Origin of the sequence: Agrobacterium tumefaciens, assembly GCA_025560025.1 — a bacterium.
Lineage (GTDB): Bacteria > Pseudomonadota > Alphaproteobacteria > Rhizobiales > Rhizobiaceae > Agrobacterium.
In genome coordinates this window covers 1,054,706-1,081,324 of record CP048485.1, presented here as the reverse complement: position 1 = coordinate 1,081,324, position 26,619 = coordinate 1,054,706, and the positions used below count along the sequence as shown (strand labels likewise).

Here is a 26,619-nt window from a genome sequence, read left to right as displayed (position 1 = left end):
TTTCGGAGGATCAGTATGACGGAAAAAAGCGCTACAGTGACACTTGGCGAAAAACAGGTCGAACTCCCGGTCAGGGAAGGCACGATTGGACCAAGCGTCGTCGATATCGCCACGCTGTACAAGCACACGGGCTCTTTCACCTACGACCCGGGTTTCACGTCGACGGCCTCCTGCGAATCCAAGATCACCTATATCGACGGTGACGAAGGCGTTCTCCTGCATCGTGGCTTCCCTATCGAGCAGCTCGCCGAACAGGGTGACTTCCTGGAAACCTGCTATCTGCTGCTTTACGGCGAACTGCCGACCGCGGCTCAGAAGAAGGATTTCGACACCCGCGTCACGCGCCACACCATGGTGCATGAACAGATGAGCCGCTTCTTCACCGGCTATCGCCGCGATGCGCATCCGATGGCCGTCATGTGCGGCACGGTCGGCGCTCTTTCGGCCTTCTATCACGACTCGACCGACATTACCGATCCGCACCAGCGCATGGTCGCTTCGCTGCGCATGATCGCGAAAATGCCGACGATCGCCGCCATGGCTTACAAGTACCATATCGGCCAGCCCTTCGTTTACCCGAAGAACGACCTCGACTACGCCTCGAACTTCCTGCACATGTGCTTTGCCGTGCCCTGCGAGGATTACAAGGTCGATCCGGTTCTGGCCCGCGCCATGGACCGCATCTTCATCCTGCATGCCGATCACGAGCAGAACGCCTCCACCTCCACGGTGCGTCTTGCCGGTTCTTCGGGCGCGAACCCGTTCGCCTGTATCGCGGCTGGCATCGCCTGCCTCTGGGGCCCGGCTCATGGCGGCGCCAACGAAGCGGCGCTCAACATGCTCAACGAAATCGGCACGGTTGACCGTATTCCGGAATATATCGCCCGCGCCAAGGACAAGAACGACCCGTTCCGCCTGATGGGCTTTGGCCACCGCGTCTACAAGAACTACGACCCGCGCGCCAAGATCATGCAGAAGACGATGTACGAAGTGCTGGAAGCCACCGGCAACTCGGACGATCCGATCATGCAGGTCGCGCTGGAACTGGAAAAGATCGCCCTTTCCGACCCCTACTTCGTCGAAAAGAAGCTTTACCCGAATGTCGACTTCTATTCCGGCATCACGCTGAAGGCGCTCGGCTTCCCCACGACCATGTTCACCGTTCTCTTCGCTCTTGCCCGCACCGTCGGCTGGATCGCACAGTGGAACGAAATGATCGAAGATCCGCAGCAGCGCATCGGCCGTCCGCGCCAGCTCTATACGGGCGCCGGCAAGCGCGACTACGTTCCGGTTTCCAAGCGCTAAGCCGCGAAAGCCTATAAGATCAAAGGCCGGCAGGTTTTCACCCGCCGGCCTTTTTTGTTGGGCATCCGAACGGTCCTCAATGGCGTGCAGCAACGCCCAGGAATTGCTTGAGTTCGGGTGTCGCGGGATTGGAGAAGACCTCTTCCGGCGGGCCTATTTCATGCACCCTGCCCTCATGCATGAAGACGACGCGGGAGCAGACGTCGCGCGCAAATTTCATTTCATGCGTCACCATCAAGAGCGTCATGCCCTCGGCGGCGAGTTCCCGCACCACAGCCAGCACTTCCGCCACCAGTTCGGGATCGAGCGCCGAGGTGATCTCATCGCACAGCAGCGCGATTGGCTGCATGGCGAGCGCCCGGGCAATGGCGACGCGCTGTTGCTGGCCGCCGGACAATTCATCGGGATAGGCATCGAATTTATGCGCCAGCCCGACCCGTTCCAGCATCTTGCGGGCAACGGCTTCCGCTTCCGGCTTTGGCGTCTTTTTCACCACGGTCTGCGACAGCATGACGTTGCCGCCGACGGTCTGGTGCGGGAAGAGATTGAACTGCTGGAAGATCATGCCGACCTTCAGCCGCAGGGCTTTTAGATGCAGATCGTCTTCGAGAAGCTGCGCGCCGGCGACCGATATGGAACCGGCCGAAATCGTCTCCAGCCCGTTGATGCAGCGAAGCAAGGTCGATTTTCCCGATCCGCTCTTGCCGATGATGGCGATGACCTCGCCTGGCTCGACATCGAGGTTGATGCCCTTCAGAACCTCGTTGCTGCCATAGCTTTTGCGGACTTCAGTGATTTCGATGAGCGACATTGAGCTTCCTTTCGAGTATCTGGCTGCTCTTCGACAGAGGCCAGCACAGCGCGAAATAGATAAGGGCGACGAGGCCATAAACGGTGAAGGGCTGGAAGGTGGCGTTGGTAACGACCGTGCCGGCCTTGGACAGTTCCACGAAACCGATGATCGAGGTCACGGCCGTTCCCTTGATGACCTGCACGAAGAAACCGACGGTCGGCGGAATGGCGACCCGCATGGCCTGCGGCAGGATGACATAGCGCATCTGCTGCAGGCGCCCCATGGCAAGGCTCGCCGATGCCTCCCATTGGCCCTTGGCGACGGATTCCACGCAGCCGCGCCAGATTTCGGTGAGGAAGGCCGCTGCCCACAGGATCAGCGTCAGGCCCGCCGCCAGCCAGGCCGGCACATCGATGCCGAACAGGCCGAGGCCGAAAAAGGCGATGAAGAGCTGCATCAAAAGCGGCGTGCCCTGAAAAAGCTCGACATAATAGCGCGCAAAAACCCGCATCGATTTTTTCCGGGAAATACGCATGAACAGCAGAAGCAGCGCCACCATGCCGCCGCCGACGAAGGAGACAAGCGAGAGCAACACCGTCCAGCGCGTGGCGAGCAGCAGGTTTCTGAGAATATCCCAGGTGGAGAATTCGATCATCGGACACTCCTGCGCGGAAAGATGAGGTTGCCGCCCATGACAAGCACCTGCCGGAGAAGGATGGCCAGCACGAGATAAATGACGGTGGAGACCATATAGGCTTCGAAGGCGCGGAAGGTGCGCGACTGGACGAAATTGGCGGCGAAGGTCAAATCCTCGGCGGCGATCTGTGAGACGACCGACGAGCCGAGCATGACGATCACCACCTGCGATGAAAGAGCGGGCCAGATGCGTTGCAGCGAGGGTACCAGAACCACATGCCGGAAGGTTTCGAAACGGGTCATGGCAAGGCTTGCCCCTGCCTCAAACTGCCCCTTCGGCGTCGCCTGGATGCCGGCGCGGATGATTTCGCAGCTATAGGCCCCGAGATTGACCACCATGGCGATATTGGCGGCGGTCAGTTCCGACAATTGCAGGCCAAGCGATGGCAGGCCGAAAAAGATAAAAAACAATTGTATGAGGAATGGCGTGTTGCGAATGAGCTCCACATAGGTCGCGACCGGCGGCCGCAGCCATTTGGGCCCGAGCGCACGCACCCAGGCGCAGACAATGCCGAGTGCGATGCCGAGAACGCCGCCGATGGCAATCAATTCCAGCGTAACGGCGATGCCCTTGGCGATCTGCGGATAATAGTCGAGAAGCCATCCAAAATCGAATGTGTATTTCACCCGATGCTTCCTTTCGGCGAGGACAAACCATGCGCCGGTCCCGCCTCAAGGCAAGGCCGGCACATGCATTTTGCCGGGTTGCTCAGAGATCCTTGGGCAGGTCGGTTTTCAGCCACTTCTGCGCGATCGTGTTCAGCGAACCATCGGTCTTTGCGGTGGCGATGATGGCGTTGACCTTTTCAAGCAGCGCCGGCTGTTCCTTGTTCAGGCCGATATAGCAGGGCGAATTCTTGATCAGGAACTTCAGCTCGGGGCGCTTTGGCGGGTTCTTAGCGAGAATGGCGGCGGCCACGACATTGCCCGTGGCCACGGCCTCAACCTGGCCGGCGAGGAAGGCGGAGATCGTGCCGTTATTGTCCTCATAACGCTTGATGGTCGTATCGGCAGGCGCCACCTTCGTCAGCTCCAGATCCTCGACCGCGCCACGGGTGACACCGATGGTCTTGCCGGACAAATCTTCCGTCTTGGTGATAGCAACCGAATCCGGAGCGAACACGCCGTTGAAGAAGGGTGCATAGGCGGTGGAGAAGTCGATGACCTTTTCACGGTCCGGGTTCTTGCCGAGGCTCGAAATGACGAGATCGACCTTGTTGGTCTGCAGATAGGGAACGCGGTTGGCGCTGGTCACCGGTACGAGTTCGACCTTCACGCCCAGCTTCTCGCCGATCAGATTGGCGACGTCGATATCATAGCCCTGCGGCGCCATATCCGTGCCGACGCTGCCAAAGGGCGGGAAATCCTGCGGGACGGCAACGCGGATCGTGCCGCGGGAGGTGATATCACCGAGCGCATCGGCAAAGGCTACGGGCGAAAAACCAAGGGTTGCGGAAATCGCGGCAATGGCAAGCAATGAACGTCTGGAAAACATTGGGAATTACTCCTTGGGGCTTGGGGAAAGAGGCTGCAATGAAAGGGAGTTGCGAAGCTCGTAGAGCGGGTCCGGCCTGCGGGTGAGATCGAGACCGGTTTCGACTTCGTCGAGATGGCGGATGGCGAGTTCGGCGGCGGCGTGAAAATCGGTCGCCTTGATCGCCTCGAAGATGCGGCAATGTCCGTCATGCGATTGCTGCGCATGGAAATCGGACTGATAGAGCATAGAAATGAGAATGGTTCTGGCCGTCAGGTCGCGCAGCGTTTCGACGATGATGTCGTTGCCGGCGATTTCGGCGATGCGGATGTGGAAATCGCCCATCAGGCAGGTCAGGCGCTGGCGGTCGCCTTTGGCAATCGCCGCCTTCTCCTCATCGAGATGATCGGCGAGGATGGTGATGCCTTCCGGGCTGACGCCGGAAAGATTGCGCAAGAGCCCATATTCGATGATGCGCCGCGCTTCATAGACCTTGATGGATTCTTCGGCGGAAGGCTCCACCACGAACCAGCCACGGCGCGGGCTGACGGTGACGATGCCGCGCGTCTCCAGCCGCATCATCGCCTCGCGGATGCGTGTGCGCGACACGCTGAAAAGGCTGGCGAGCTGGTTCTCGCTGAGGCGGGTTCCCGGACGGATGCGGGCAGAAAGAATGCCGGAGATGATGGCGTCTTCTACCGCGCTCTGGGCGCTTTCGGATGTATGGCTATCTTGCATACAAGATTGAAAGCAAGAGGTGTGCCAGACGGAAATTCATGGGCTGCCAACCGCCTGATTATCAGCGGCTTGCCGTCCTAACGATCAAATGCAGTAAAATCGACCCCTTGCCTGCCCGCATCGGCAGCAGGCCGGCAGCCTGTCGGGAAGAAAGAATTGAAATGATTATGCCGAGGGATGAGCTTTGCTCTTCAGGACATCGAGAAGAATGCGCGCACCGGTTTCGCCCGGAGGCACATCTGTGCGTAAACGTTCCTGCACCAGAGCATAACCCTCCAGCATCGCCCGCCGCTCGGTGGTGTCGGATGACAGCCGCTCGGCCCAACGCAGCATCGAGCCCGCACGCACAACCTCGTTGAAATATTCCGGCACGACGGCATAGTCGGCAATCAGGTTCGGCAACGCCCCGGTCCAGGTTTTCACCCGCTTGCTCAGCATCGTGAAAATCCAGTCGGTCTTGTAAACCGATATGGTTGGTACGCCGGCAAGTGCCAGTTCGAGAATGACGGTGCCGGACGCTGCAATCGCCGCATCAGCCTCAGCAAAGGCACTCCACTTGAAAGCAGAATCGCTGCCGATCTCGGGCCTGATGTCCTGCGGCCATGCCGCCGCCAACTCGCGGATGCGGCTTTCCTGGCGCGGTACGGTGGGAAGCATAAACCGGGTCGGGGCGTTGCGTTCCACAAAAGCTTTTGCGGCCTCCTGAAACGGCTCCATCAACCGCGTTGTTTCGGTGGAGCGCGACCCCGGCAGGAGAAGAATGGTTTTCGGTTCGCCATGGGCAGGAAGCGACCGTTCCGCCCGCTTCGCCCGCACGGAAAGCACATCTTTATCGACGCTGAGGCGATGGCCGACAAAGGTTGTCGGTGGGCCGCCGAGACGCCGCATCGCCTCCGGCTCAAAAGGAAGCAGGGCGAGAACGTGATCGACATAGGATAACATCGCGGTGGCGCGATATTCCTTCCATGCCCAGACACTGGGGCAGACATAATTGACGACCGGAAGATGCGGCAATTGTTTGCGGACTTTTTTCGCAACGCGATGGGTGAAGTCCGGACTGTCGATAATCAGCAGAACATCCGGTCTTGCGGCGATGATCGCCTCGGCAGTCTGGTTGATCCGCGAAATGAGTTTCGGCAGTTTCTTGAGAACCTGCGTGAAGCCCATGATGGAGAGTTCGGAATAATCGAACAGCGATTCCAGACCTTGCGACTCCAGCGCCTCGCCGCCCACGCCCATCAGCTTGATGGATCCCTCATACCGGGTTTTGAGAGACCTGATCAGATCTGCACCCAGAAGATCCCCGGAAACCTCGCCGGCTATGACCGCCACTTTCAACGTTGCCGTCATCGCTTCATATCTCCGCCCAGCATGTCCTCACCGAGTGACGTATCGATGCCGCAGACGAATATGCCCGCCTGATCGGCTGCTTTCAACATCTCGTCACGGTCGAGCACCAGCGCCCGTCCCGCCTCGACTGCGATGCCCGCCAGCCCGGCCTTCTGCGCGTTCTCCACCGTTTCGACGCCGATGGTCGGCAGGTCTGCACGGACATCCTGTTGTGGCTTGCAGAGCTTCACCAGCACACCCTTGCGGCGGGGCGAGATGCGGCCCTCGGTGCGCAACGCCGCAACGCGCGCCAGCATGGCGTCCGTGCCTTCCACGCCCTCCAGTGCGACGATGCGGCCACCGACGGAGACCGCGCCCTGCCCGACATCGAGCGAGCCAAGCGCAAGAGCCGCCTGAGCAGCCTTGCGTATATCGCGCAGATCATCCTCGGAAGGATTTTGTGCACCGAAAGCACCGATCGTCGCCAGCAGGCCAGGTGCGATCTCGTGGGCGCCGATCACCTTCGCGCCGAGCGTACCGATTACCTTGATGACCATCTGCAAAACGGCATCATCCCCGCTGGAAAGCAGGGTGCGGACGATGGATGGCAGTTTCAGCACTATGCCCAGCGTGGGGCGGATTTCCCGCCATTCCGGACGCCGCGCCACGGCGCCGGACAACACGACGCGGTCCACCTGATTTTCACGCAGCAGACGACCAAGCCCGGCGACGTCCCCGACACTGATCACGGCATTGTCGAAACCGGTCCAGTCAAAGCGGGAATCATCGCGCAACCGCACAATGAAAGGGTTTTCGCCCATCTCGCGCGCGGCGGCCGCCACATAGAGCGGCAGCTGGCCGCTGCCGGCCACAATGGCGAGACGCCCGCCGCCTGTCACGGCTCACTTGCCCCGGTTGGGCGAAGAGATCGCGCGGTCGCTATCCGCACCAATGAAATCAATGACTTCAAGCGCCTGCGGGCAATCCAGATAGTCATTACGGTCGATGGCCGCCGCATTGCCGCGGATCGTACCTTCGGCCTCGAAAATCGCCTTGTAGACACGCCTGACCTTGTGGATATCCGCACGGTCGATACCAGCGCGTGTCATGCCGACCACATTGAGCCCGCCGAGGATGCCGGGATTGCCATTCAGCATGCCATAGGGAATGACATCGTAATTGACAGCCGAAAGCCCGCCGATAAAGGCCTGGCGGCCGATGCGGGTGAACTGGTGCACGGCACAGCCACCGCCGAGAATAGCGCGGTCCTCAATGGTGACATGGCCCGCCAACATGACATTGTTGGACAGGACGATGTGGCTGCCGAGGCGGCAATCATGCGCCACATGCGAATTGGCGAGGAAGAGATTATCGTCACCGATAATGGTCTTGCTGCTGCCATCGGAGCTGCCGGCGTTCATCGTCACGCCTTCGCGCATGACGCAGCGCTCACCGATCTCGAGCGTCGTTTCCGAACCGTCATGGCGAATTGCCTGCGGCGTACCGCCGATGACCGCCATGGGATGGACAACCGAGCCACGTCCGATGACGGTCAGGCCGGAAACAACGGCGTGATTGTGCAGCCGGACATCGTCATGCAACGTGACTTTCGCACCGACATAGCTCAGCGCACCGATGACGACGTTTTCACCGATCACCGCGCCGTCTTCGATCACGGCCGTCGGGTGAATTCTGGCCGAGGCGGCAATCGTGCTCATTGCTGGTCCTCGGGGATCATCATGGCGCCAACATCGGCTTCCGCCACCAGCGCGCCGTCCACCTTCGCCTCGCAATGGAATTTAAAGACGTTGCCGCGCTGGCGCTGCTTGACGACATGGATTTCCAGACGATCGCCGGGGATCACGGGCTTGCGGAAACGCGCATTGTCGATCGTCATGAAATAAACCAGGTGACCACCCTCGCCCTGGCTGCGAGCGCAGATCGCGCCTGCCGTCTGGGCCATGGCTTCGACGATCAGAACGCCCGGCATGATCGGCCGGTCCGGGAAATGGCCGGTGAAATGCGGTTCGTTGACCGTGACGTTCTTGATGCCGATCGCCGAGTTGTTACCATCGATCTCGATGATCTTGTCGATCAGCAAGAATGGGTAACGATGCGGCAGAAGCTTCATGACTTCCAGAATGTCAGCCGCGCCCAGCGCCGTCTTCGTTTCTTCAGTCATCGTTTTTTTCTCCTGTTTTTTTATCACGCCCTTCAGCGCGCGCCAGAATTTCGGCCATGTCGCGCAGGAAATATTTCATCGGGCGCGCGGGCGTTCCGCCATAGCGCGCGCCTGCCGGCACGTCCGCGACCACACCGCTCATCGCCGCGATCTGCACGCCGTCGCCGATGTTGATATGGCCATTGATGCCTGCCGCGCCGCCAATCATCACACCGTCGCCGATGCGGGTGCTGCCCGCAATGCCAACCTTGCTGACGATGCCGCAATGGCGGCCGATGCGGACGTTGTGGCCGATCTGGACCTGGTTGTCGATCTTGGTGCCTTCGCCGATAACCGTGTCATCCATGGTGCCGCGATCAATCGTGGTGTTGGCGCCGATCTCGACATTGTCCTGAATGATGACCCGGCCGATCTGAACGATCTTCAGCATGCCGCGCGGACCGGGCGCATAACCGAAGCCGTCCTGACCGATGCGGGCGCCGTTATGGATAATCACGTTGTTGCCAAGGAGAGAAGCAAGGATGCTCGCGCCACCGGCAATGGTGCAATCGCGGCCGACCTGCACATCGGGCCCGATGATGACGCCGGGACCAATCCGGGTGCCAGCACCGATATGGGCACCAGCGCCGATGACCGCGAGCGGCTCGACGATCACGCCCGCTTCCAGCTTCGCGGAAGGATCGACATGCGCGGCACTGGAAATTTCACCTTCCATCGGCGCAATCGTTGCGGGACGCATGGCGGCGGGATGCAGCAAGGCACCCACCTGCGCAAAAAGCGTATGCGGATTTTTCGATATCAGGGCCGGTATATGGGGCGGAAGCATATTCTTCAGCGCCACGTCGCAAATGACGGCGCCTGCCTCGCAAGTCAGCAATTCGTCGCGGTTCTTGCGGGAGAGAATATAGCAGAGCTGGTCGGGCTTTGCCCGATAGACCGGCGCGACGGACCTGATGATCCGCTCTCCCGCCGCATCTTCAGACAGTTCCGCCCCAAAACGGTCTGCGATATCTTTCAATCGCAGTCCCTCGTGGGGCGGAAAAAAGGCGTTGTATTCCATCAGCCGGAAACTCCAGAACGTTCAAAGTTGCAGTTCTGGACTGCCGATATCAGAAAGTGTTGGACATGCCAAACCGGAAACGCTGTTCCTCGTCGTAGTCTTCCTTGGCGATCGGAACGGCGTAGTCGACACGGATCGGGCCGAAAGGCGACGCCCACATCACACCGATACCGGCGGATGCCCGGATGGAGTTGTCGTCCTTCACACCTGCACTGTTGGCGACCTTGTTGCCATACAGCGTACCGGCATCGACGAAGCCAGCCAGACGCAGACCGAAATCTTCGGGAACACCAGGCATCGGGGCCGTGACTTCAGCGGAAGCAGCGAAGTAGGTCGTGCCGCCGATGGAGTCGTTACCAATGCGCGGACCGATACCATCGTTCTTGAAGCCGCGAACCTGACGGCCGCCGAACTTGAACTGGTCGAATACCAGCAGATTGTCGCCCGTCGGAACAACGTGACCCGCCTGACCGGTGATCGAGCCGATGACATCGTACTCGTCCGACAGCGTGTAATAGAAGCGCGCCTTGGCGTAGATCTTGTAGTATTCGGAATCGCCGCCGAGGCCTGCAAATTCGTTCGTCAGGGCCGCCTGCCAGCCTTCACGCGGCATGTTGCGGTCGTCGAGCGTATTGTAGTTCAGCGTGTTCGAGATGATGGACTGTGTCCAGTCACCACCACGGATCAGAGCCTTATAAGGCTCAGCAAGGTTGCTGCCGCTTTCCCAATCGCCCTCGCCGTCGTAGTTCAGCTGCTTATAGGTGTACTTGAACGTCGTCGAGAGGTCTTCGGTGATCGGCGCGGTCACACGCAGCGCGAAGCCCTGCTCGTCGTAGTCATAGTAGTCTTCGCTGCGGCTCTGGCTCTTGAACAGGTCGAAACCTGCGGCCAGACGGTAGCCAAGGAAATAAGGCTCGGTGAAGGACAGCGTGTAGCTGCGCGCATCATCTTCACCCGCACCGGCGGCGAGACGGATGTACTGGCCGCGACCGAGGAAGTTCTTCTCTTCGATGGATGCTTCGAGCAGCACGCCGTCGTTCTGAGAGTAACCCGCACCGATACCGAACGAACCGGTCGACTGATCCTCAACGTCGACAACGATCACGACGCGGTCGGGCGCGCTGCCACCGGCGGTCGAGATGTTGACCTTCGAGAAATAACCCAGAGCCTCAAGGCGGCGCTTTGCCGCGGTTATGACGGTCTGGTTGAAAGCATCGCCTTCGGAAATATCGAATTCGCGACGAATGACATAGTCACGCGTACGGGTATTGCCGCGGATTTCGATACGCTCGACATAGGCGCGTTCGCCCTGGTCGACGATATAGGTCACGCCGATGGTGTTGCCGGCCATGTCGCGGTCGCCGCGCGGCGTTACGCGGGCGAAAGGATAACCTTCGCCGGCGACGCGCTTGGAAATCGCTTCCATGCTCTGCTGAACTTCCTTGGCGCTGTAGCTCGCGCCCTGACGGGTTTCAACGAGGCCCTGCAATTCAGAACCATCAACACCCGGAACGGTCGATTCGACGGCGACGTTACCGAAGTCGTACTTCTTGCCTTCATCCACCGTGATGGAGATGGTGTATTCGTTCTTGGACTCGTCCAGCACGGCATCGGACGACACGACCCGGAAGTCGGCATAACCGCGGTTGTAATAGAACTGGCGCAGCGCCTCTTCGTCGGCGCGCAGCTTGTCCTCGTTGTAGACGTCCTTACGCGTCAGGAACGACAGCATGTTGGACTTCTTGGTATTGATGACGGCAGCCAGACGGCCATCGCTATAGGCATTGTTGCCGACGAAATCGATGCGACCGATCTTCGTGCGCTCACCTTCGTTAATGACGAAAGCAATGTTCACGCGACCCTGACCGACAGACACTGTCTGGGTGGTGACTTCAACGTCGCTGCGGCCGATCGCGGCATAAGCTTCCTTGATGCGCGCAATATCGGCGGTCACAATCGCCTGATTGAACGGACCGAGCGACTGGGTCTGCACGATGCCGGCGAGCTTGTCGTCCTTGATCTTGCGGTTGCCGTTGAAGACCACCTGGTTGACGAGCTGGTTTTCATTGACGGTCACGACCAGCGTGCTGCCGGAAACGCGCATGGAGACATTCGAGAAATAACCGGTAGCGTAAAGACGTTTTACCGATTCATCGATGTCCGAATTGGAAAAGTTCTTACCCGGCGCAATGGTGATGTTGGAACGCACGGAGTCCGCGCCGGACCTCTCAGCCCCGCGAACATCGATCTTGCTGATAACAGCTGCATTTGCCGCACCAGCAGAGGCAAGCACGCCAAGGCCCGCAACCGAAGAAACACCAGCAGACAGCGCAACCGCCGACACAGCGTTCAAAAATCTTGAACCAGCCTTCATTTCAATTCTTACCTTTTTACGTTGTCCCTCAGCGGGCGGAACCCGACTCCGGCCATGTGCGTCGTTTTACCTGCTTTTCCCCTACAAGCAAGTCAGAACGTTAAATTCTGTTTACTTCGTGATCCAGAGTGGCTCATTCGCCACTTCGGCATAAAAACAGGGTAAACAAGCTGCTAACAAAACCGTTAAAACACTATCTTCAGCCGATCAAGCTGCTGATATCATTCCATGTTGCAAAAACCATAAGACCCAAAATCATCATCATGCCAATACGGAAAGCCACTTCCTGCGCAGCGGCGCCAAGCGGCCTGCCGCGAATGGCCTCGATTGCGTAAAACACCAGATGCCCACCATCCAGAACCGGCACAGGCATCAGATTGAGAAGACCGATCGACACGGAAAGAACGGCGGCAAGCTGGATAACGGCCGAAATTCCAAGCGTCGCCATCTGGCCGGACGCCTGCGCTACCCTGACAGGGCCGCCGAGCTGATCGGCATTCATGCGACCGGTCACAAGATTGCCGATATAGTTGAAGGTGCCGGTAATGACGTGACCTGTTTCGCGAACACCCTCGACCAGCGCCTGGGACGGCGAATATTCGATGTGGCGGAAATTGCCGCTGCTCTGATCGGTGACAATGCCGATAATGCCCATTTCCAGCTTGTTGCCGAACTGGTCGGTGGTTTCGGTCCGGGTCGGAACCATCGGCAGCTTCAGTTCTTCGCCCGCTCTTTCCACCGTTACGGTGATAGGCGTGCCCGGCCGGATGCCGACATAACGGCGGACATCCTCGAAGGTCATCATCTTTTCACCGTCAATCGCCAGTAGCCGGTCACCGGCGCGCACGCCCGCTGTCGCAGCGGCACTGTTTTCACGCACCTCCGCCACGACCGGATCGGCGATCATCCGGCCATAAACACCGAACAGGACCGCGAAGATGAGGATGGCGAGAATGAAGTTGGCAATCGGGCCGGCGGCAACCGTTGCAGCCCTCTTCCAGAGCTTGGCGCCGGAAAGCGTCTGCGCCCTCTCCTCCAGCGACATATGCGACAGGCCGGAACTATCCGGCTTGCTGGCTGCATCTTCGTCGCCGAAGAACTTCACGTAGCCGCCAAGCGGGATAGCGGAAATCTTCCAGCGTGTACCGCGCCGGTCGGTATAGCCGATCAGCTCCGGGCCGAAACCGATGGAAAAAGCTGTGGAGCGTATGCCGCTCCAGCGGCCGACGAGGTAATGGCCCATTTCATGGACAAAAACGAGCAGGGAAAGTACCAGAATGAAGGGCACGATATAGCCGGTCAGAAAGCCGGTTGCCGCCATTACTGTGTTCATGACAATCTGCCCTTTATTTCATGACCCTTCGCGCCGCTTAAAAGCCCGGTAACAGACCGCCACCCGATCCGGGTACGTCGCCGGTTGCCGCTGCATGCACGAAAGCGATGAGGAATACCGTAAAGCAGGCGAAAACAAGACCATCGACCCGATCCATGAAACCGCCATGGCCGGGAATGAGATGGCTGGAATCCTTGACCTGAAACCGCCGCTTCACGAAGGATTCAAAAAGATCGCCGATCTGGCTGAATATGGAGAGGATGAGAGCGAGACCCAGCACAAGCAGGCTGATCCTCCCATGATAGGCGAGCGATACCGCCCCGCCCCCGATCAACGCCGCCACTGCACCACCAACAGCGCCCGACCACGTCTTGCCTGGCGAGATCGCCGGCGCGAGCTTAGGCCCGCCAATGGCGCGCCCGACAAAATAAGCCAGGATATCCGTCGACCAGACGACAGCGAAAATAAACAGGATGGAGACGAAACCAGTCAGCTCGTCACCACGAATCGCGGCAAGCGATATGCCACTGAGACCGGCGTAAACGATGCCGCCCACCAGCCACCAGTTCCTGCCGCGCAAAACGGGGAAAAGCGCCGCGGTCAGCGTAAAGCCTGACAGCAGCGGTAGATCAAGCGACGGCTCGCCGAATATCGTATTGCCGGCGATGACCGCGACCGCAAACCAGCCCCAGGCATTGCCGGTGGGATTGGTTTCCGACAGGCGGGTGATCTTTGACCATTCATAATAGATGAGAATCGCCAGAAGGCCCGCCACGATGCGGAACAGAATGCCGCCATACCAGGTCGCGACCAATATGGCGGCCGCCATGACAATTGCGGACACGATCCGCAGTCTGAGTTCACGGCTCATCAGGCGCCTGCCACGGCAACCGGCTCAGCGATTGCGCCGAAGCGGCGGTCACGCGTTGCATATTGCTCGATTGCGGAAAAGAACAGCTGCCGGTCGAAATCGGGCCAATATTCAGGAATGAACAGGAACTCAGAATAAGCCGCCTGCCAGAGCAGGAAGTTCGACAGACGCTCCTCACCGCTGGTGCGGATGATCAGATCGGGATCCGGTATTCCGGACGTATCCAGTCTCGCCGAAATCATCTCCGACGTGATCGATGCCGCATCCAGCCGGCCTTCGGCGACATCGCGGGCGATCGCCATTGTCGCGCGGGTAATCTCGTCGCGGCTGCCATAGTTGAAGGCAATCACCAGCGTCAGCTTGGTGTTATCAGCCGTCATCTGTTCGGCTTCTTCGAGAAGGCTGCGGATGTCGCTCCTCAACCCCTCGCGGTCGCCGATGATCCGAACACGGACGTTTTCGCGATGCAGTTCCGCAAGATCGCGCCGGATGAAAGCCTTCAGCAGGCCCATGAGGTCGCTTACCTCGGATTCAGGCCTGCGCCAGTTTTCCGACGAAAAGGCGAACAGGGTGAGATAACGGATACCGCATTCACCCGCTGCACGCACGGTTTCGCGCACCGCCTCCACCCCGCGGCGATGCCCCATCACGCGCGGAAGACCGCGCTGTTTTGCCCAGCGTCCATTGCCATCCATGATGATGGCGACGTGCTCGGGTATGGAGGAACGTGTCGTCGTCGGCATATCGATCCAGTAACAGGCAGTGCGGAATTAAAACGAATAAAATACAGGTCTATCGCAAGCGATATCAGACCTGCATGATTTCCTTTTCCTTCTCGCCAAGCAAGCGGTCAATTTCCGAAATCGTGTCGTCGGTCATTTTCTGGACCTTTTCGGACTGTCCACGGCTTTCGTCCTGACCGATGTCACCGTCCTTTTCGGCTTTTTTCAGACCATCCATGCCATCACGACGCACATGGCGAATCGCCACCTTGGACTTTTCGGCATAATCATGGGCTACCTTGACGAGCGATTTGCGGCGCTCCTCGTTGAGCTCGGGCAGCGGAATTCTGAGGTTCTGGCCGTCAACGATCGGGTTCAGGCCGAGATTGGATTCGCGGATCGCGCGATCGACGGCATTGACCATCGACTTGTCCCAGATGTTGACGCCGAGCATGCGCGGCTCCGGTACGGTGATGTTCGCGACCTGATTGAGCGGCACGCGCGAGCCATAGGCCTCGATGGTTACCGGATCGAGAATGTTGGCCGAAGCACGGCCGGTGCGCAGCGATGCGATATCGCTCTTGAACGCATTGATGGCGCCATCCATGCGGCGCTTGATATCGTTGAGGTCAATACCACTCATCTAGATACTCCATCTCTGTCGGCCTTTCCGGCCGGAATTCGCCCCAGGGGACGGCATCTTTTCTTGATTACTTGTCGTGCACGATGGTCTTGCGGCCACCGCCGGTCAATATCTGCGCGAAACCGCCCTTCTCATGGATCGAGAAAACGATGATCGGGATATGGTTTTCGCGGGCAAGCGCGACGGCCGCGATATCCATGACCGCGAGACCCTTGCCGAGCACTTCGCTATGGGTCAGTTCGTCGAAACGGGTGGCTGCCGGATCCTTCTTCGGATCGGCGGAATAGATGCCATCCACCTGGGTGCCCTTGAAGATGGCCTCGGCGCCCATTTCCGCGGCGCGCAGCGCTGCGGCGGAATCGGTGGTGAAGAAGGGATTGCCCGTGCCGCCGGCAAAAATCACCACGCGACCCTGTGCGAGGTGGTGAAGTGCTGCGCGCTGCGAGAAGCTCTCACAGATTTCAGGCATGGCGATTGCGGACAGAACGACGGTATCGATGCTGAGCTTGCGCAGCGACGTTGCGAGCGCCAGCGCGTTGATGACGGTCGCCAGCATGCCCATATGGTCGCCGGTGACGCGGTCGCCGCCCTTGGATGCAACGGCGACGCCGCGGAAAATATTACCGCCGCCGACGACAACGCCGACTTCAACGCCCATCGCCCTTGCTTCAGCGATATCGGAGGCGATCCGGTCGGCCACCGCCACATCGATACCGAAACCCTGATCGCCCATGAGGGCTTCGCCGGAAGCCTTGAGAAGAACACGTTTGTAGATCGGCTTGGAAGACATCATGACTCCTCGGAAATGTAACCGAAACGCGGATACACGAAGGGCACCGCGTTGTCACGCGATGCCCTCCCGTTTTCCCAAGATTGGGTAAATATAATCAGCCCTTGGCGACGGCAGCGACTTCAGCTGCGAAATCGCTTTCTTCCTTCTCGACGCCTTCGCCGAGCAGCAGGCGAACCATGCCCGTCACTTCGATCGCCGCACCGGCTTCCTTTTCGGCTTCCTTGATGGCAGCGCCGACGGTCAGGTCCGGGTTGATGACGAAAGCCTGCGACAGAAGGGCAACTTCTTCGAAGAACTTGCGCATGCGGCCATCAACCATCTTTTCGATGATGGCTTCCGGCTTGCCGGATTCGCGGGCCTGTTCGATGAAGACGTTACGCTCGCGCTCAGCAACGGCGGCATCGACTTCTTCAGCGCGGATGGCGAGCGGGTTGGTCGCAGCAATGTGCATGGCAACCTGGCGGCCGATCGAGTTCAGGACAGCCTTGTCGCCAACCGACTTCAGGGCAACGAGAACACCGAGCTTGCCGATGCCGTCGCCGGCAGCATTGTGGATGTAGGTCGCGACAACGCCGTGCTCGACTTCGAGCGCAGCCGAACGGCGCAGCGTCATGTTTTCGCCGATGGTGGCAATCGCGTCCTTGATGCTATCTGCAACGGACTTGCCGGTTGCCGGATAGGTGGCAGCGGAAACAGCGTCAACGGTGCCGTTGGTGGTGAGGGCAACCTGAGCGATACCGCGGATAAGGTCCTGGAACGCATCGTTACGGGCAACGAAGTCGGTTTCGGAGTTGAGCTCGACAACAACAGCCTTGTGACCCATGGTGGCAACGCCGACCAGACCTTCAGCAGCCGTACGGCCAGACTTCTTGTCGGCCTTTGCGATACCCTTGGCGCGCAGCCAGTCGATCGCCGCTTCCATGTCGCCATTGGTCTCAGCAAGAGCCTTCTTGCAGTCCATCATGCCTGCGCCAGACTTTTCGCGCAGTTCCTTCACCATTGCGGCTGTGATTTCGGTCATTGTTTGCCTCTTATCGGTTCGATCGGTCAGCCGGCGGAATTTGCCGTGCCGAAGTTCTGGGTGATGACTGTACCCGGCCGCACACCCTTTGAAACCGGAGAGGATTTCAGGAAAGGGGCATGCGCATTCCCAAGTGCTGCGGCGTCTCCATGCATCGAAATGATGGGTGCCGCCGAAGTGTGACAGCGTTATGAAGACTGCCTTCCGTTTCAACCACATCGGACGCCAGCGCTTCTCTAAAAAACCTGGCGGAGCGGTATGAAACGAACAAGGCCGTCAACCCATTGAAGGTCTTTGACGGCCTTGTCATATCCTGGTCGAGGAGACGGCGATCAAGAAATCGCCGCCAGACAGGGCCTAGATCAGGCGCCAGCCTCGTCTTCGAGCGCGGGCTCGATCGGAGCTTCTTCGGCAGCGCCGATGTCGCGGCCGGAAGCGCCCTGCTGACGTGCGATACCGTCGATGGCAGCGCGGGCGATCAGGTCGCAATAGAGCGAGATGGCGCGCGATGCGTCGTCGTTACCGGGGATCGGGTAGTCGATGTGATCCGGGTCGCAGTTGCTGTCGATGATCGCAACGACCGGAATGCCAAGACGCTTGGCTTCTTCGATCGCGATCTTTTCCTTGTTGGTGTCGATGATGAACATCAGGTCCGGAACGCCGCCCATATCGCGGATACCGCCGAGAGCCTTTTCAAGCTTTTCGCGTTCGCGCTCGAGGTTCAGGCGTTCCTTCTTGGAGTAGCCGGAAGCTTCCGAGTTCAGGATCTCGTCGACCTTGCGCAGGCGCTGGATCGAGTTGGAGATGGTCTTCCAGTTGGTCATCATGCCGCCGAGCCAGCGGGAGTTGACGTAATACTGGGCCGAACGCTTTGCGCTGTCAGCGATGATTTCGGACGCCTGACGCTTGGTGCCGACGAACAGAACGCGGCCGCCGCGAGCGACGGTGTCGGACACGACCTGAAGGGCGCGCGACAGCATCGGAACGGTCTGAGCCAGGTCGATGATGTGGATGTTGTTACGGTCGCCGAAGATGTACGGCTTCATCTTCGGGTTCCAGCGGTGCGTCTGGTGGCCGAAGTGAACACCAGCTTCCAGAAGCTGGCGCATAGAAAAATCGGGCAATGCCATGCCTTGTTACTCCTTTTCCGGTTTAACCCCCGCGAAGCGAACAGCACCGATTTTCATCGATACCACCGGGCGGAACGGACCGGATTTCTCCCGGAACATCCCAAGCTTCGCGTGTGGAATGGTGAGCCGCATACAGTCGCCCGCGTGAAAATGCAAGCATTTATGCGAAAAAACCGCAGAAACCGCCGCCTTTCAGCGGACAGGCTTGTTTTCGCAGGTTTCGGGCTTGAGAATATCGAGCTTCGCAAGCTTTCCCGTCAGAACGAAATCGCCGTAATCCATCGTCAGATCGCGGGTGATTCCGTTTTCGTAAAGCTTGAACGACATGCGGTAGATCGGCAGCGCGTCGGTGCCCGTCTTGTCGTTGTAATAGGCGATGGTCACCGGCCAGAATGCAGCCTTGGCGAAATCGCCCGCCTTGCCGGCCTCGGCATCGCCGTCCTTCGGCATCTGCGACTTGCCGACCAGCGTGGAGGTGATCAGGCTTTCATCGCCATCATCCGAACCGTCGAAAATGCGGGATTCGAAGATGCGTTTTCCCTGTTTGGCATGTTCGATGACCTGGAACATGTGTTCCGTCGGAAATTCGCTGGCGACGAGACTGACCTGGCGGGCATCCGGACGGGTCAGATCGACCTTCACGCCCTCATTGCTGTCGATTGCAGCGCCCTGCACTTCCTTGTCCAGCTTGTCGTCGGTGTAGGACTTGGTCTCGAAAGTGAACTTCTTGGCAGCAAGGTCCTCGAAGGTGGTCGTCTGCTGGTCGGTCATGCGCACGGCATCGCCGGTGTTGATCTGAGTCACGAACCGGAAATCCGTCTTGTAGCCCTGACAGGCCGAGCCGGTGAACTCATAGACCATGCGGCCCGTCATGCCCTCGATGCCGGAGCGATCGGACGCATCCTTGAGTTCGAGATCGTAGACGGCGCGGTGTGCAACGAGATCCGGAACCGTGACGGGCAAGGCATTGGCAGCGCTTGACAGGCCGGTCATAAGCCCTGTTGCGGCAACGAAACCAAGCGTCCTGACAAACATGCAATATCTCCTGTTGGACTCACCGCTCATATTGTACAAGCAACCGCCCGGCTTTTGGATCAACATCTTCTGAATGCCGGATTCTTGAAGGATTTACAACAAAACCGGAGACGAAAATGTCGGACGTCATCGAAGGCCGCCTCAAGGAACTTGGCTTCACGCTTCCCGTAGCCGCAGCACCAGCCGCAAACTACGTTCCGTTCACCATCAGCGGCAATCTTCTTTATGTATCGGGTCAACTGCCGATGGAATCGGGCAAGATTGCGGTGACGGGTCTTGTTGGCCGCGATGTCGACGTGCCAGGCGCCCAACGCGCCGCCGAACTTTGCGCCGTCAACATTCTCGCACAGGTCAAGGCCGCGTTGAATGGCGACCTCTCGAAAATCCGCCGCGTCATCAAGCTGAATGGCTTCGTCGCCTCGGTTCCGGAATTCGTCGAACAGCATCTTGTCATCAACGGTGCTTCCAATCTTCTCGCCAATGTTCTCGGCGATGCCGGCAAGCATGCCCGCGCCGCTGTCGGCATGGCCTGCCTGCCCTTCAATGCCGCCGTCGAGATCGACGCCATCGTGGAAATCGAAGCATGACCCTTAAACTCTCCTGGCTGACGGCCGAACCCGTCGCCCATCGCGGTTATCATGACCTCAACAAGGCCGTCTGGGAAAATACGCTTTCGGCATTTTCCCGCGCCATCGAGGCCGGTTTCGCCATCGAATGCGACGTCCAGCTGGCGGCCGACAGTGTGCCGGTGATTTTTCACGACCACGACATGGCCCGGCTGACAGGCATCAAGGGTGACGTGCGTGAACGTACCTCCGGTGAACTGTCGCTCCTTTCCGTCGGCCAGACCAAAGATCGCGTTCCGACGCTGAAACAGCTTCTGGCGCTCTGCGGCGGCAAGGTACCGCTGGTGATCGAGCTGAAAGGCCGTGAAGGCGAAGGCGTCGACGACGGTTTTGCCGAGGCGGTGCTGGAAGACCTCGAGGGCTACAAGGGCCATGTGGCGCTGATGAGCTTCGACCACCATCTGCTGAAGGATCTGAAGGCGGCCGGCTCGCCCTGGCCACTGGGCCTCACCGCCGAAGGCAACAAGCCGGAAGACTTCTTCAAACATGACGAAGCGATGCAGCTGGGTCTCGATTTCATCTCCTATCATTGGGGTCACCTGCCCAACAGCTTCATCGAGGCGCAAAGAAAACTTGGCCTTCCGGTGATTACCTGGACGGTCAGGGATGAAAACGCGCGCGAGACTACCTATAAATATGCGGACCAGATGACATTCGAAGGTTTCGACCCGAGAGAGAACCCGTCCGCCACGGCATGACAGAAGACTATTCCATCAGTATCGCGCAATCCTTTGGGGATATCGATCCGGAAAGCTGGAAACGGCTTTCCGGAACGTCGCGCAATACATCAGGAAAATATTATAACCCATTTATTTCCCACGAATTTTTATCCTCAATGGAGGATTCCGGGTCGGCGACTGCCAAGACCGGTTGGCTTGGACACCATCTGCTTCTCGAAAACGCGTCCGGCGCGCTGGTTGGGGCAATACCTGCCTATCTGAAGAACCACAGCAAGGGCGAATATGTCTTCGACCATGGCTGGGCGGATGCCTTCGAGCGGGCGGGTGGGCACTATTACCCGAAACTGCAATGTTCAGTGCCCTTCACACCGGCAACCGGGCCACGGCTGCTCGTTTCAGAAAACGAAGACGAGACACGCTTCAAGGCGTTACTGGCCTCCGGTCTCGCGCAGGTGACTGAGAAGATCGGCGTCTCCTCGGCACATGTCACATTTCTGGAAGAAAGCGATCTTTCCGCCCTTCTGCCGCGCGATTTCCTGCACAGGACCGACCAGCAGTTCCACTTCATCAATGACGGTTATCGCGACCATGGTGATTTTCTCGACGCCCTTTCCTCGCGCAAGCGCAAGGGGCTTAAGAAAGAACGCCGTGCGGCACTGGAAAACGGCATCGAGATTGACTGGCTGACCGGAAGCGACCTGACCGAGGATATCTGGGACCAGTTCTTCGCCTTCTACATGGATACCGGCGGCCGCAAATGGGGCCGGCCCTATCTGACGCGGGAGTTTTATTCGCTGATCGGCGAGCGTATGGCCGATGATGTGCTGCTGGTGATGGCGAAACGGGAGGGGCGCTATATTGCCGGCGCGATCAATTTCATCGGCTCGGATGCGCTTTATGGCCGCCACTGGGGCTGCATCGAGGATCATCCCTTCCTGCATTTCGAGGTCTGTTACCATCAGGCGATCGATTTCGCGCTTTCCAGGGGATTGAAACGGGTGGAAGCGGGCGCGCAGGGCGAACACAAGCTGGCGCGTGGCTACATGCCCGTCACCACTCATTCGGCGCATTTCATCGTCCATCCGGGCCTGCGCCGCGCCATTGCCGATTATCTTCAGCGCGAGCGCGAGGAAGTCGAGCACATTGGCGATTATCTTGATGAACACACGCCCTTCCGCAAGGGCGAGAGACAGGAACAGGAACCGGACGCATAGTCCGTGATGAGGAGACCAACGATGACGGCCAGCGCTTATGACGACAACAATATCTTTGCGAAAATCCTGCGCGGCGAAATTCCGAGCCACAAGCTTTACGAAGACGAGCACACGCTGGCCTTCATGGATGTGATGCCGCAGGCCCCCGGCCATCTGCTGGTCGTTCCCAAGACCGGCTCCCGCAACCTGCTTGATGCCGACCCGGAAGTGCTGGCGAGAACCATTCCCGTGGTGCAGAAACTGGCCGTGGCGGCCAAGGAAGCCTTCGATGCGGATGGCGTCTTCATCGCCCAGTTCAACGAACCGGCGGCTGGTCAGACCGTTTTCCATCTGCATTTCCACGTCATTCCGCGCAAGGAAGGTGAGCCGCTGAAGCCGCATTCCGGTGTGATGGCCGATGGCGAGGTGTTGAAGGCCCATGCGGAGAAGATAAAGGCGGCGCTAGCTTCGTGATAGCTGCCTCGCATGTGACGTCATCCTCGGCCTTGTGCCGAGGATCCAACCACGTATCTGAAATCAATCGGTTGCAGATGCTCGGGACAGGCCCGAGCATGACGGAGGAGAGTTTTTCGGACTGATCATTCCGGAGAACGGTAAGCATTCCGTTCCGGCCAAGGCCAGCCTTCAAGCACCACCATATCCGGCCGGAAAATCTCCACCTTCAGCGGATAACAGGCTGCCGTATCGCTGGAATGGGTAGCGCTGCAATCGCCGCCCGGGCAGGCGGAAAGAGCGCCAATGAGATCGATTTCCGCAAAGAATTCCAGATAGTCACCCGGCCGCACCGGGCTTGCTTTCATGAAATATTGGTGTGTGTCGTGGGTGAACCCCGTGCACATGAAGACATTCAGCACATCATGCACATGCGGCTCCGCCTGCCGGAACGACAGGCCCCTGGCGGAGGCGAGCGCATTGGTCAGATTGGAATGGCAACAATGGTGGTAATCGCCGCCGCTCAGGAGCTTGTTGGTATAGGGATCACAGCGTGTGCCGATCACGTCATGAACGCCGCCGCCGTCTTCGTCGAAGCCGTACCATGACAGGGTATCGTGGGTGATGGTCGCCATCGGCCGCAGGGACGGCAGGTTGCTCCAAAGCCGGTTGCCGACGGAAATATGGGTGGCATGCAGGGCGCGGGTCTTGCCGCTGAAAAACCGCTCGGTCAGATCATTGGCGTTCCAGAGGTTCAGATCGCCGACCTGCGGCCCCTCAATGCTGACGATGCGGAAAAAATGCCCCTTCGGCACATTGAAGCTGCGGCCGTCGCGTGGGGGCACGATGACCTCGTCGATCTTCTCCATATGCTTCTTTGCTTTCTCGAGAAGCGCAAGGTCGGGCGCCTCAAGGGTGCCGTTCGGATAAACGACGACGGGGCGGACGGCGCGGCGCACGGCGGCGTCAACGGGCTCGGCGGCAACAGGCATAGGGGTCATGAAATCCTCGGAGCGATGTAGATGTCGGCGCGAAATTGGGACATGAATGGCCGGCTGGCAAGACGGGTTTTTCTTGCACTCAGACCAAGTTTTACTTAGCCTTGGCAATATGAAACTGCCACCGCTCGCCAGCCTCCGCGCCTTTGAAGCCGCCGCCAGAAGAGCAAGCTTTTCCCTGGCCGCCCAGGAACTCGGCATGACGGCAGCAGCCGTCAGTCAACATGTGCGCAATCTGGAGGCGTGGCTCGGCGTGGCTCTTTTCGAGCGCCACGCGCGCGGGGTCAGGCTCACCCCGGCGGGCCAGGAGTTCGGCATCACAGTTTCGGACAGTTTACGGCAGATCGCCTCCGGCGCGCACAGGATCAGGCGGGGCAGCGACGGCATGACGGTCCGTCTCGCCAGTCTGCCTTCGGTGGTGGCTCATTTCCTGACACCGCGCCTTCCCCGTTTCCGGGCGCTGCATCCCCAGATACAGGTGTCGATCAGCTATATCGGAAGCAATGATCAACCCGACCTCAGCATAATACACGGGCCAACGCCCGCACAAAAGGCCGTGGCACTCTTCAGCGCCGAGACACGACCGACATGCGCACCTGCCTATCTCGCGAAATCCGGTCCCTTCGATGACGTCTCGAGCCTGCTGCAGGCGGAATTGCTGCATGACGACAGCGAGACGGCGTGGCGGAACTGGCTTGCAACTGCTGGCCTATCCCTTCCCAAGACCACCGGTCCCATCTTCGCGGATTTCAATCTGCTGGTCACGGCCCTCAAGGCCGGACAGGGCATCGGCCTTTGCCCGACGGCACTTCTTGGCGACGAGATCGCCGATGCTCAATTAAGCGTGCTTTTCGATCGGGCGGCCGATACGGACAAATATTACTGGCTGATAGAGGCGGAAGAGATGACCGCGCCGGCCCGCATCCTGTCGGACTGGCTTGCTGCGGAGGCCCGTGAGAGCGGAACGCGCGGCAATTATTCCGCCGCGACGATCTGAGCAGGAGCGGCTACCATCTGCCCTGCCCGCTCCCTTGCGGAAAGCCAATTGAGCAGGCGGGCAGAAACCGCGCAGATGATGACAAAAGCGATTAAACCGCCGAAAACATCCGAAAGATGATGTCCGCCCTGAACGAGAACAGCCAGCGGCATCAAAATATTTACCGGCAGGATCACCGCCATCACCGCCCAGTGACGCGGCACGAACCAGACCGACATTGCTGCCATGAACATGTGAAACGACGGAAAACCGATCAGCCCCAGCACATTCTTAGGCGAAATATAGACCACGCCCTCCGATGTAAGCCGGTTCAACTCCTGCCCGTAGGTATTATCAACAGCCAAGGGAATAGCCTGCGATATCCATTGTGGCAGTTGCACATGGGCCGAAGGTCCGAATGTCGGGAAGAATATCCAGAAGACGATGCATGCAAATGCACCCAGGACGCCCGTGACAAGGAAGTGGTGCAGCCTCTGTTCCTTGCCGGTAAAGCCGAGCGTGATCACGATCACCAGAAGCTGCGGCAGTGACGTTGCATAGACCACGAACAGGACTGTCCCGATCCATGGATGTGTCGCTGCCCAGAGGACGATGCCCGCCCAGCTATAGCCAAAGGCCGCATCCACACGGAAGAGCACATGATCAATCGTCGGGAAAGCGACCGGCAGGAACATGTAGTTAAACACGGAGGCGACAAGCGTGAAGAGAATGAACAGGCCGCCCGCAATCAGGGCAGCGGCGATGCGAAGATCACGCCCGCTTTTGCGATAAAATTGACCGAGGACGAAAACGCCAGCCCCCGCCAGCGCGCATAAAAAATATCCGGCGTAATCGACCCTGATGCCTTTGACGGCGATCAAAGCCGCATCGATGGCGAATAATATGGCGATAAAGCCAAGTACAAAGCGCTCTGCCGCGAATAGCCGCATGGATTTGGCCCCTGTTCAGTCAGTGGCAAACTAAGGTAACGAGCTTAATATTCGGATAAGGAGAGTATTAAAAACCGAGCACCAGCAATCCACCGGCCAAAAGCAGGATCGGGACGGCGACGCCGACGATGACGCGCTGGCCAGCCAACAGGAATGCGGCGAAGCCGAGTGCCGCCGCTCCGATACGCAGCCATAAAGGCGACGCTTCGAGCGATCCCGTCGGGAATACGATCAGCTTGGCGGTAACGGCCATGACGAGCGCGGTGGCGACCGCCCTCACCCAATGAAGCGCCTCGGAATCCTCCTTCAGCCGGTTACCGGCGAGAACGCCGAGCCAGCGCCAGAGATCGGTCGCCAGCCAGCCGGCAATGGCGATGAAGAGATAGGGCGCCCACCAGTTTTCGGTCATCATGACTCGCTCTCCGATGAAACGGGTTTAATCCTGCGACGGAAGACGAAGCGGTCGATCAGATAAGCGGCGGTTCCGCCGCCGATTCCGGCATAGAGAATGTCGAATTCGGGTGCGATAACCGCGAAGACCGGACCTGCGATCACGCCGATGACAAAGGCGACCTTGACGACGGAATGGCGGGCCGACGCCCAGATCGACGCCACGAAATAGACCGGTGTGAGAAAGAACAGGACGCCGGCGACCAGCGGCGGAAAGGCCGCGACGACGCCGTAACAAAGGCCGACGATGATCGCATTAACGACGGTAAGCGTGATGCCGAAACCGGCGAACCAGGCAGCACGCGCCTCACGCGGCACTTTCGAGAGGTTCTGCGTGGCGAAAACCCAGGCCGTGATTGCAACGAAGTGGGAAAGAAACAGCAAAATCCATGTCGGCGTTTTCGCACCGCGCATTTCCGGAACGATGGAAGCGACCATCGGCATCATCCGCACCGATGACAGCGTTACTGCCAGAAAACAGGCGGCGAGATTGGCGCCGCCGACCATGGAGCCGATCAGGATCATCTTGGCCGGCAGGGCCCAGATCGTCAGCGTCATGAACACCGCTTCGCCGCGTGCCACGCCCGATTCCAGCGCGAAGGCGCTGAAACCGACAAAGGATGTCATGAGAATGAGCGAGGGTAACGAAAATATGCCCCGCATTCCCCTGAAAAACCAGCCGCTCAGAGGGATGGCATCGCTGTCGGCAGTCTGCATTGCTGATCCACTATGCATGAAAATGCCGGGCTTCCGCCCGGCATCGGTTTATATCTTTGTTTCCAAGCATTTTCCGA

29 protein-coding genes are annotated in these 26,619 nt (G+C 59.0%); 6 read left to right on the top strand and 23 right to left on the bottom strand.

The features are described from left to right. Positions 1-15 precede the first annotated feature (15 nt). A complete protein-coding gene (gene gltA / locus FY152_05330) occupies positions 16-1,305 on the top strand; it encodes a citrate (Si)-synthase (protein ID UXS31545.1) in 1,290 nt (429 codons plus the stop codon). 76 nt (positions 1,306-1,381) lie between these two features. Here gltA and FY152_05325 read toward each other — a convergent pair whose 3' ends face one another. The 19 genes from FY152_05325 to FY152_05235 form a co-directional block, all read right to left on the bottom strand. After that, positions 1,382-2,116, bottom strand: coding sequence for an amino acid ABC transporter ATP-binding protein (locus tag FY152_05325; protein UXS31544.1), 735 nt, complete (start codon positions 2,114-2,116; stop codon positions 1,382-1,384). After that, the gene (locus FY152_05320) at positions 2,094-2,753 is read right to left on the bottom strand and encodes an amino acid ABC transporter permease (protein ID UXS31543.1); all 660 of its coding nucleotides are present in this window, start codon (positions 2,751-2,753) and stop codon (positions 2,094-2,096) included. The genes FY152_05325 and FY152_05320 overlap by 23 nt, the downstream gene beginning before the upstream one ends. Then, positions 2,750-3,421 (bottom strand): amino acid ABC transporter permease, encoded by a 672-nt coding sequence (locus FY152_05315; GenBank protein ID UXS31542.1) that lies wholly within the window; start codon positions 3,419-3,421, stop codon positions 2,750-2,752. Before FY152_05315 ends, FY152_05320 begins: the two co-directional genes overlap by 4 nt. A gap of 82 nt (positions 3,422-3,503) precedes the next feature. Next, positions 3,504-4,289, bottom strand: coding sequence for a transporter substrate-binding domain-containing protein (locus FY152_05310; protein ID UXS31541.1), 786 nt, complete (start codon positions 4,287-4,289; stop codon positions 3,504-3,506). Positions 4,290-4,295: 6 nt separating this feature from the next. Further along, positions 4,296-5,006 (bottom strand): GntR family transcriptional regulator, encoded by a 711-nt coding sequence (locus tag FY152_05305; protein ID UXS31540.1) that lies wholly within the window; start codon positions 5,004-5,006, stop codon positions 4,296-4,298. A 165-nt stretch (positions 5,007-5,171) separates the two neighbouring features. Further along, complete coding sequence (gene lpxB, locus FY152_05300; GenBank protein UXS31539.1) at positions 5,172-6,356, bottom strand: lipid-A-disaccharide synthase; 1,185 nt, start codon at positions 6,354-6,356, stop codon at positions 5,172-5,174. Then, a complete protein-coding gene (locus FY152_05295) occupies positions 6,353-7,234 on the bottom strand; it encodes an LpxI family protein (GenBank protein ID UXS31538.1) in 882 nt (293 codons plus the stop codon). The genes lpxB and FY152_05295 overlap by 4 nt, the downstream gene beginning before the upstream one ends. A 3-nt stretch (positions 7,235-7,237) precedes the next feature. Next, complete coding sequence (gene lpxA, locus FY152_05290; GenBank protein ID UXS31537.1) at positions 7,238-8,053, bottom strand: acyl-ACP--UDP-N-acetylglucosamine O-acyltransferase; 816 nt, start codon at positions 8,051-8,053, stop codon at positions 7,238-7,240. Further along, complete coding sequence (fabZ, locus tag FY152_05285; GenBank protein UXS31536.1) at positions 8,050-8,517, bottom strand: 3-hydroxyacyl-ACP dehydratase FabZ; 468 nt, start codon at positions 8,515-8,517, stop codon at positions 8,050-8,052. The genes lpxA and fabZ overlap by 4 nt, the downstream gene beginning before the upstream one ends. Next, positions 8,510-9,577, bottom strand: coding sequence for a UDP-3-O-(3-hydroxymyristoyl)glucosamine N-acyltransferase (gene lpxD, locus FY152_05280; GenBank protein UXS31535.1), 1,068 nt, complete (start codon positions 9,575-9,577; stop codon positions 8,510-8,512). Before lpxD ends, fabZ begins: the two co-directional genes overlap by 8 nt. 49 nt (positions 9,578-9,626) lie before the next feature. Beyond that, on the bottom strand, positions 9,627-11,951 hold the full coding sequence (gene bamA / locus FY152_05275) for an outer membrane protein assembly factor BamA (protein ID UXS31534.1): 2,325 nt from the start codon (positions 11,949-11,951) through the stop codon (positions 9,627-9,629). 199 nt (positions 11,952-12,150) lie between these two features. Then, the gene (gene rseP / locus FY152_05270; protein ID UXS33210.1) at positions 12,151-13,272 is read right to left on the bottom strand and encodes an RIP metalloprotease RseP; all 1,122 of its coding nucleotides are present in this window, start codon (positions 13,270-13,272) and stop codon (positions 12,151-12,153) included. A gap of 49 nt (positions 13,273-13,321) precedes the next feature. After that, positions 13,322-14,155, bottom strand: coding sequence for a phosphatidate cytidylyltransferase (locus FY152_05265; GenBank protein ID UXS31533.1), 834 nt, complete (start codon positions 14,153-14,155; stop codon positions 13,322-13,324). Next, positions 14,155-14,898 carry an isoprenyl transferase gene (locus tag FY152_05260; protein UXS31532.1) on the bottom strand — a complete coding sequence of 248 codons (744 nt, stop codon included), beginning with the start codon at positions 14,896-14,898 and terminating at the stop codon, positions 14,155-14,157. Before FY152_05260 ends, FY152_05265 begins: the two co-directional genes overlap by 1 nt. 64 nt (positions 14,899-14,962) lie before the next feature. After that, entirely contained in the window at positions 14,963-15,520 is a 558-nt protein-coding gene (gene frr / locus FY152_05255) for a ribosome recycling factor (protein ID UXS31531.1), read from the bottom strand. A 67-nt stretch (positions 15,521-15,587) separates the two neighbouring features. Next, positions 15,588-16,310, bottom strand: coding sequence for a UMP kinase (locus tag FY152_05250; protein UXS31530.1), 723 nt, complete (start codon positions 16,308-16,310; stop codon positions 15,588-15,590). 97 nt (positions 16,311-16,407) lie between these two features. Further along, a complete protein-coding gene (locus FY152_05245; GenBank protein UXS31529.1) occupies positions 16,408-17,334 on the bottom strand; it encodes an elongation factor Ts in 927 nt (308 codons plus the stop codon). Between the two features lie 362 nt (positions 17,335-17,696). Further along, the gene (gene rpsB, locus FY152_05240) at positions 17,697-18,464 is read right to left on the bottom strand and encodes a 30S ribosomal protein S2 (GenBank protein ID UXS31528.1); all 768 of its coding nucleotides are present in this window, start codon (positions 18,462-18,464) and stop codon (positions 17,697-17,699) included. Positions 18,465-18,656: 192 nt separating this feature from the next. Beyond that, the gene (locus FY152_05235) at positions 18,657-19,499 is read right to left on the bottom strand and encodes a cell envelope integrity EipB family protein (GenBank protein ID UXS31527.1); all 843 of its coding nucleotides are present in this window, start codon (positions 19,497-19,499) and stop codon (positions 18,657-18,659) included. A 116-nt stretch (positions 19,500-19,615) separates the two neighbouring features. Between FY152_05235 and FY152_05230 the strand changes: the two genes are divergently transcribed. Genes FY152_05230 through FY152_05215 form a run of 4 tightly spaced genes read left to right on the top strand, consistent with a single transcriptional unit; the run spans position 19,616 to position 22,472 of the window. Then, the gene (locus FY152_05230) at positions 19,616-20,086 is read left to right on the top strand and encodes a RidA family protein (protein ID UXS31526.1); all 471 of its coding nucleotides are present in this window, start codon (positions 19,616-19,618) and stop codon (positions 20,084-20,086) included. Beyond that, positions 20,083-20,823, top strand: coding sequence for a glycerophosphodiester phosphodiesterase (locus FY152_05225; GenBank protein ID UXS31525.1), 741 nt, complete (start codon positions 20,083-20,085; stop codon positions 20,821-20,823). The genes FY152_05230 and FY152_05225 overlap by 4 nt, the downstream gene beginning before the upstream one ends. Then, positions 20,820-22,019 carry a GNAT family N-acetyltransferase gene (locus FY152_05220; GenBank protein UXS31524.1) on the top strand — a complete coding sequence of 400 codons (1,200 nt, stop codon included), beginning with the start codon at positions 20,820-20,822 and terminating at the stop codon, positions 22,017-22,019. Before FY152_05225 ends, FY152_05220 begins: the two co-directional genes overlap by 4 nt. Positions 22,020-22,040: 21 nt before the next feature. Beyond that, on the top strand, positions 22,041-22,472 hold the full coding sequence (locus FY152_05215; protein ID UXS31523.1) for an HIT family protein: 432 nt from the start codon (positions 22,041-22,043) through the stop codon (positions 22,470-22,472). Positions 22,473-22,597: 125 nt separating this feature from the next. Here FY152_05215 and FY152_05210 read toward each other — a convergent pair whose 3' ends face one another. After that, positions 22,598-23,452, bottom strand: coding sequence for an urea carboxylase-associated family protein (locus tag FY152_05210; protein ID UXS31522.1), 855 nt, complete (start codon positions 23,450-23,452; stop codon positions 22,598-22,600). A 109-nt stretch (positions 23,453-23,561) separates the two neighbouring features. On the opposite strand from FY152_05210, the gene FY152_05205 reads away from it, so the two are divergent. After that, complete coding sequence (locus tag FY152_05205) at positions 23,562-24,446, top strand: LysR family transcriptional regulator (GenBank protein ID UXS31521.1); 885 nt, start codon at positions 23,562-23,564, stop codon at positions 24,444-24,446. On the opposite strand, the gene FY152_05200 is transcribed toward FY152_05205, so the two are convergent. The 3 genes from FY152_05200 to FY152_05190 all read right to left on the bottom strand — a co-directional run bounded on the left by FY152_05200 (position 24,425) and on the right by FY152_05190 (position 26,542). Beyond that, a complete protein-coding gene (locus FY152_05200) occupies positions 24,425-25,375 on the bottom strand; it encodes a hypothetical protein (GenBank protein ID UXS31520.1) in 951 nt (316 codons plus the stop codon). The two genes, FY152_05205 and FY152_05200, sit on opposite strands and share 22 nt — an antisense overlap. 67 nt (positions 25,376-25,442) lie before the next feature. Further along, positions 25,443-25,787, bottom strand: a complete 345-nt coding sequence (locus FY152_05195; protein ID UXS31519.1) for an AzlD domain-containing protein — start codon at positions 25,785-25,787, stop codon at positions 25,443-25,445. Then, positions 25,784-26,542: an AzlC family ABC transporter permease gene (locus tag FY152_05190; protein UXS31518.1), complete on the bottom strand. Its 759-nt coding sequence runs from the start codon at positions 26,540-26,542 to the stop codon at positions 25,784-25,786. Before FY152_05190 ends, FY152_05195 begins: the two co-directional genes overlap by 4 nt. Positions 26,543-26,619 lie beyond the last annotated feature (77 nt).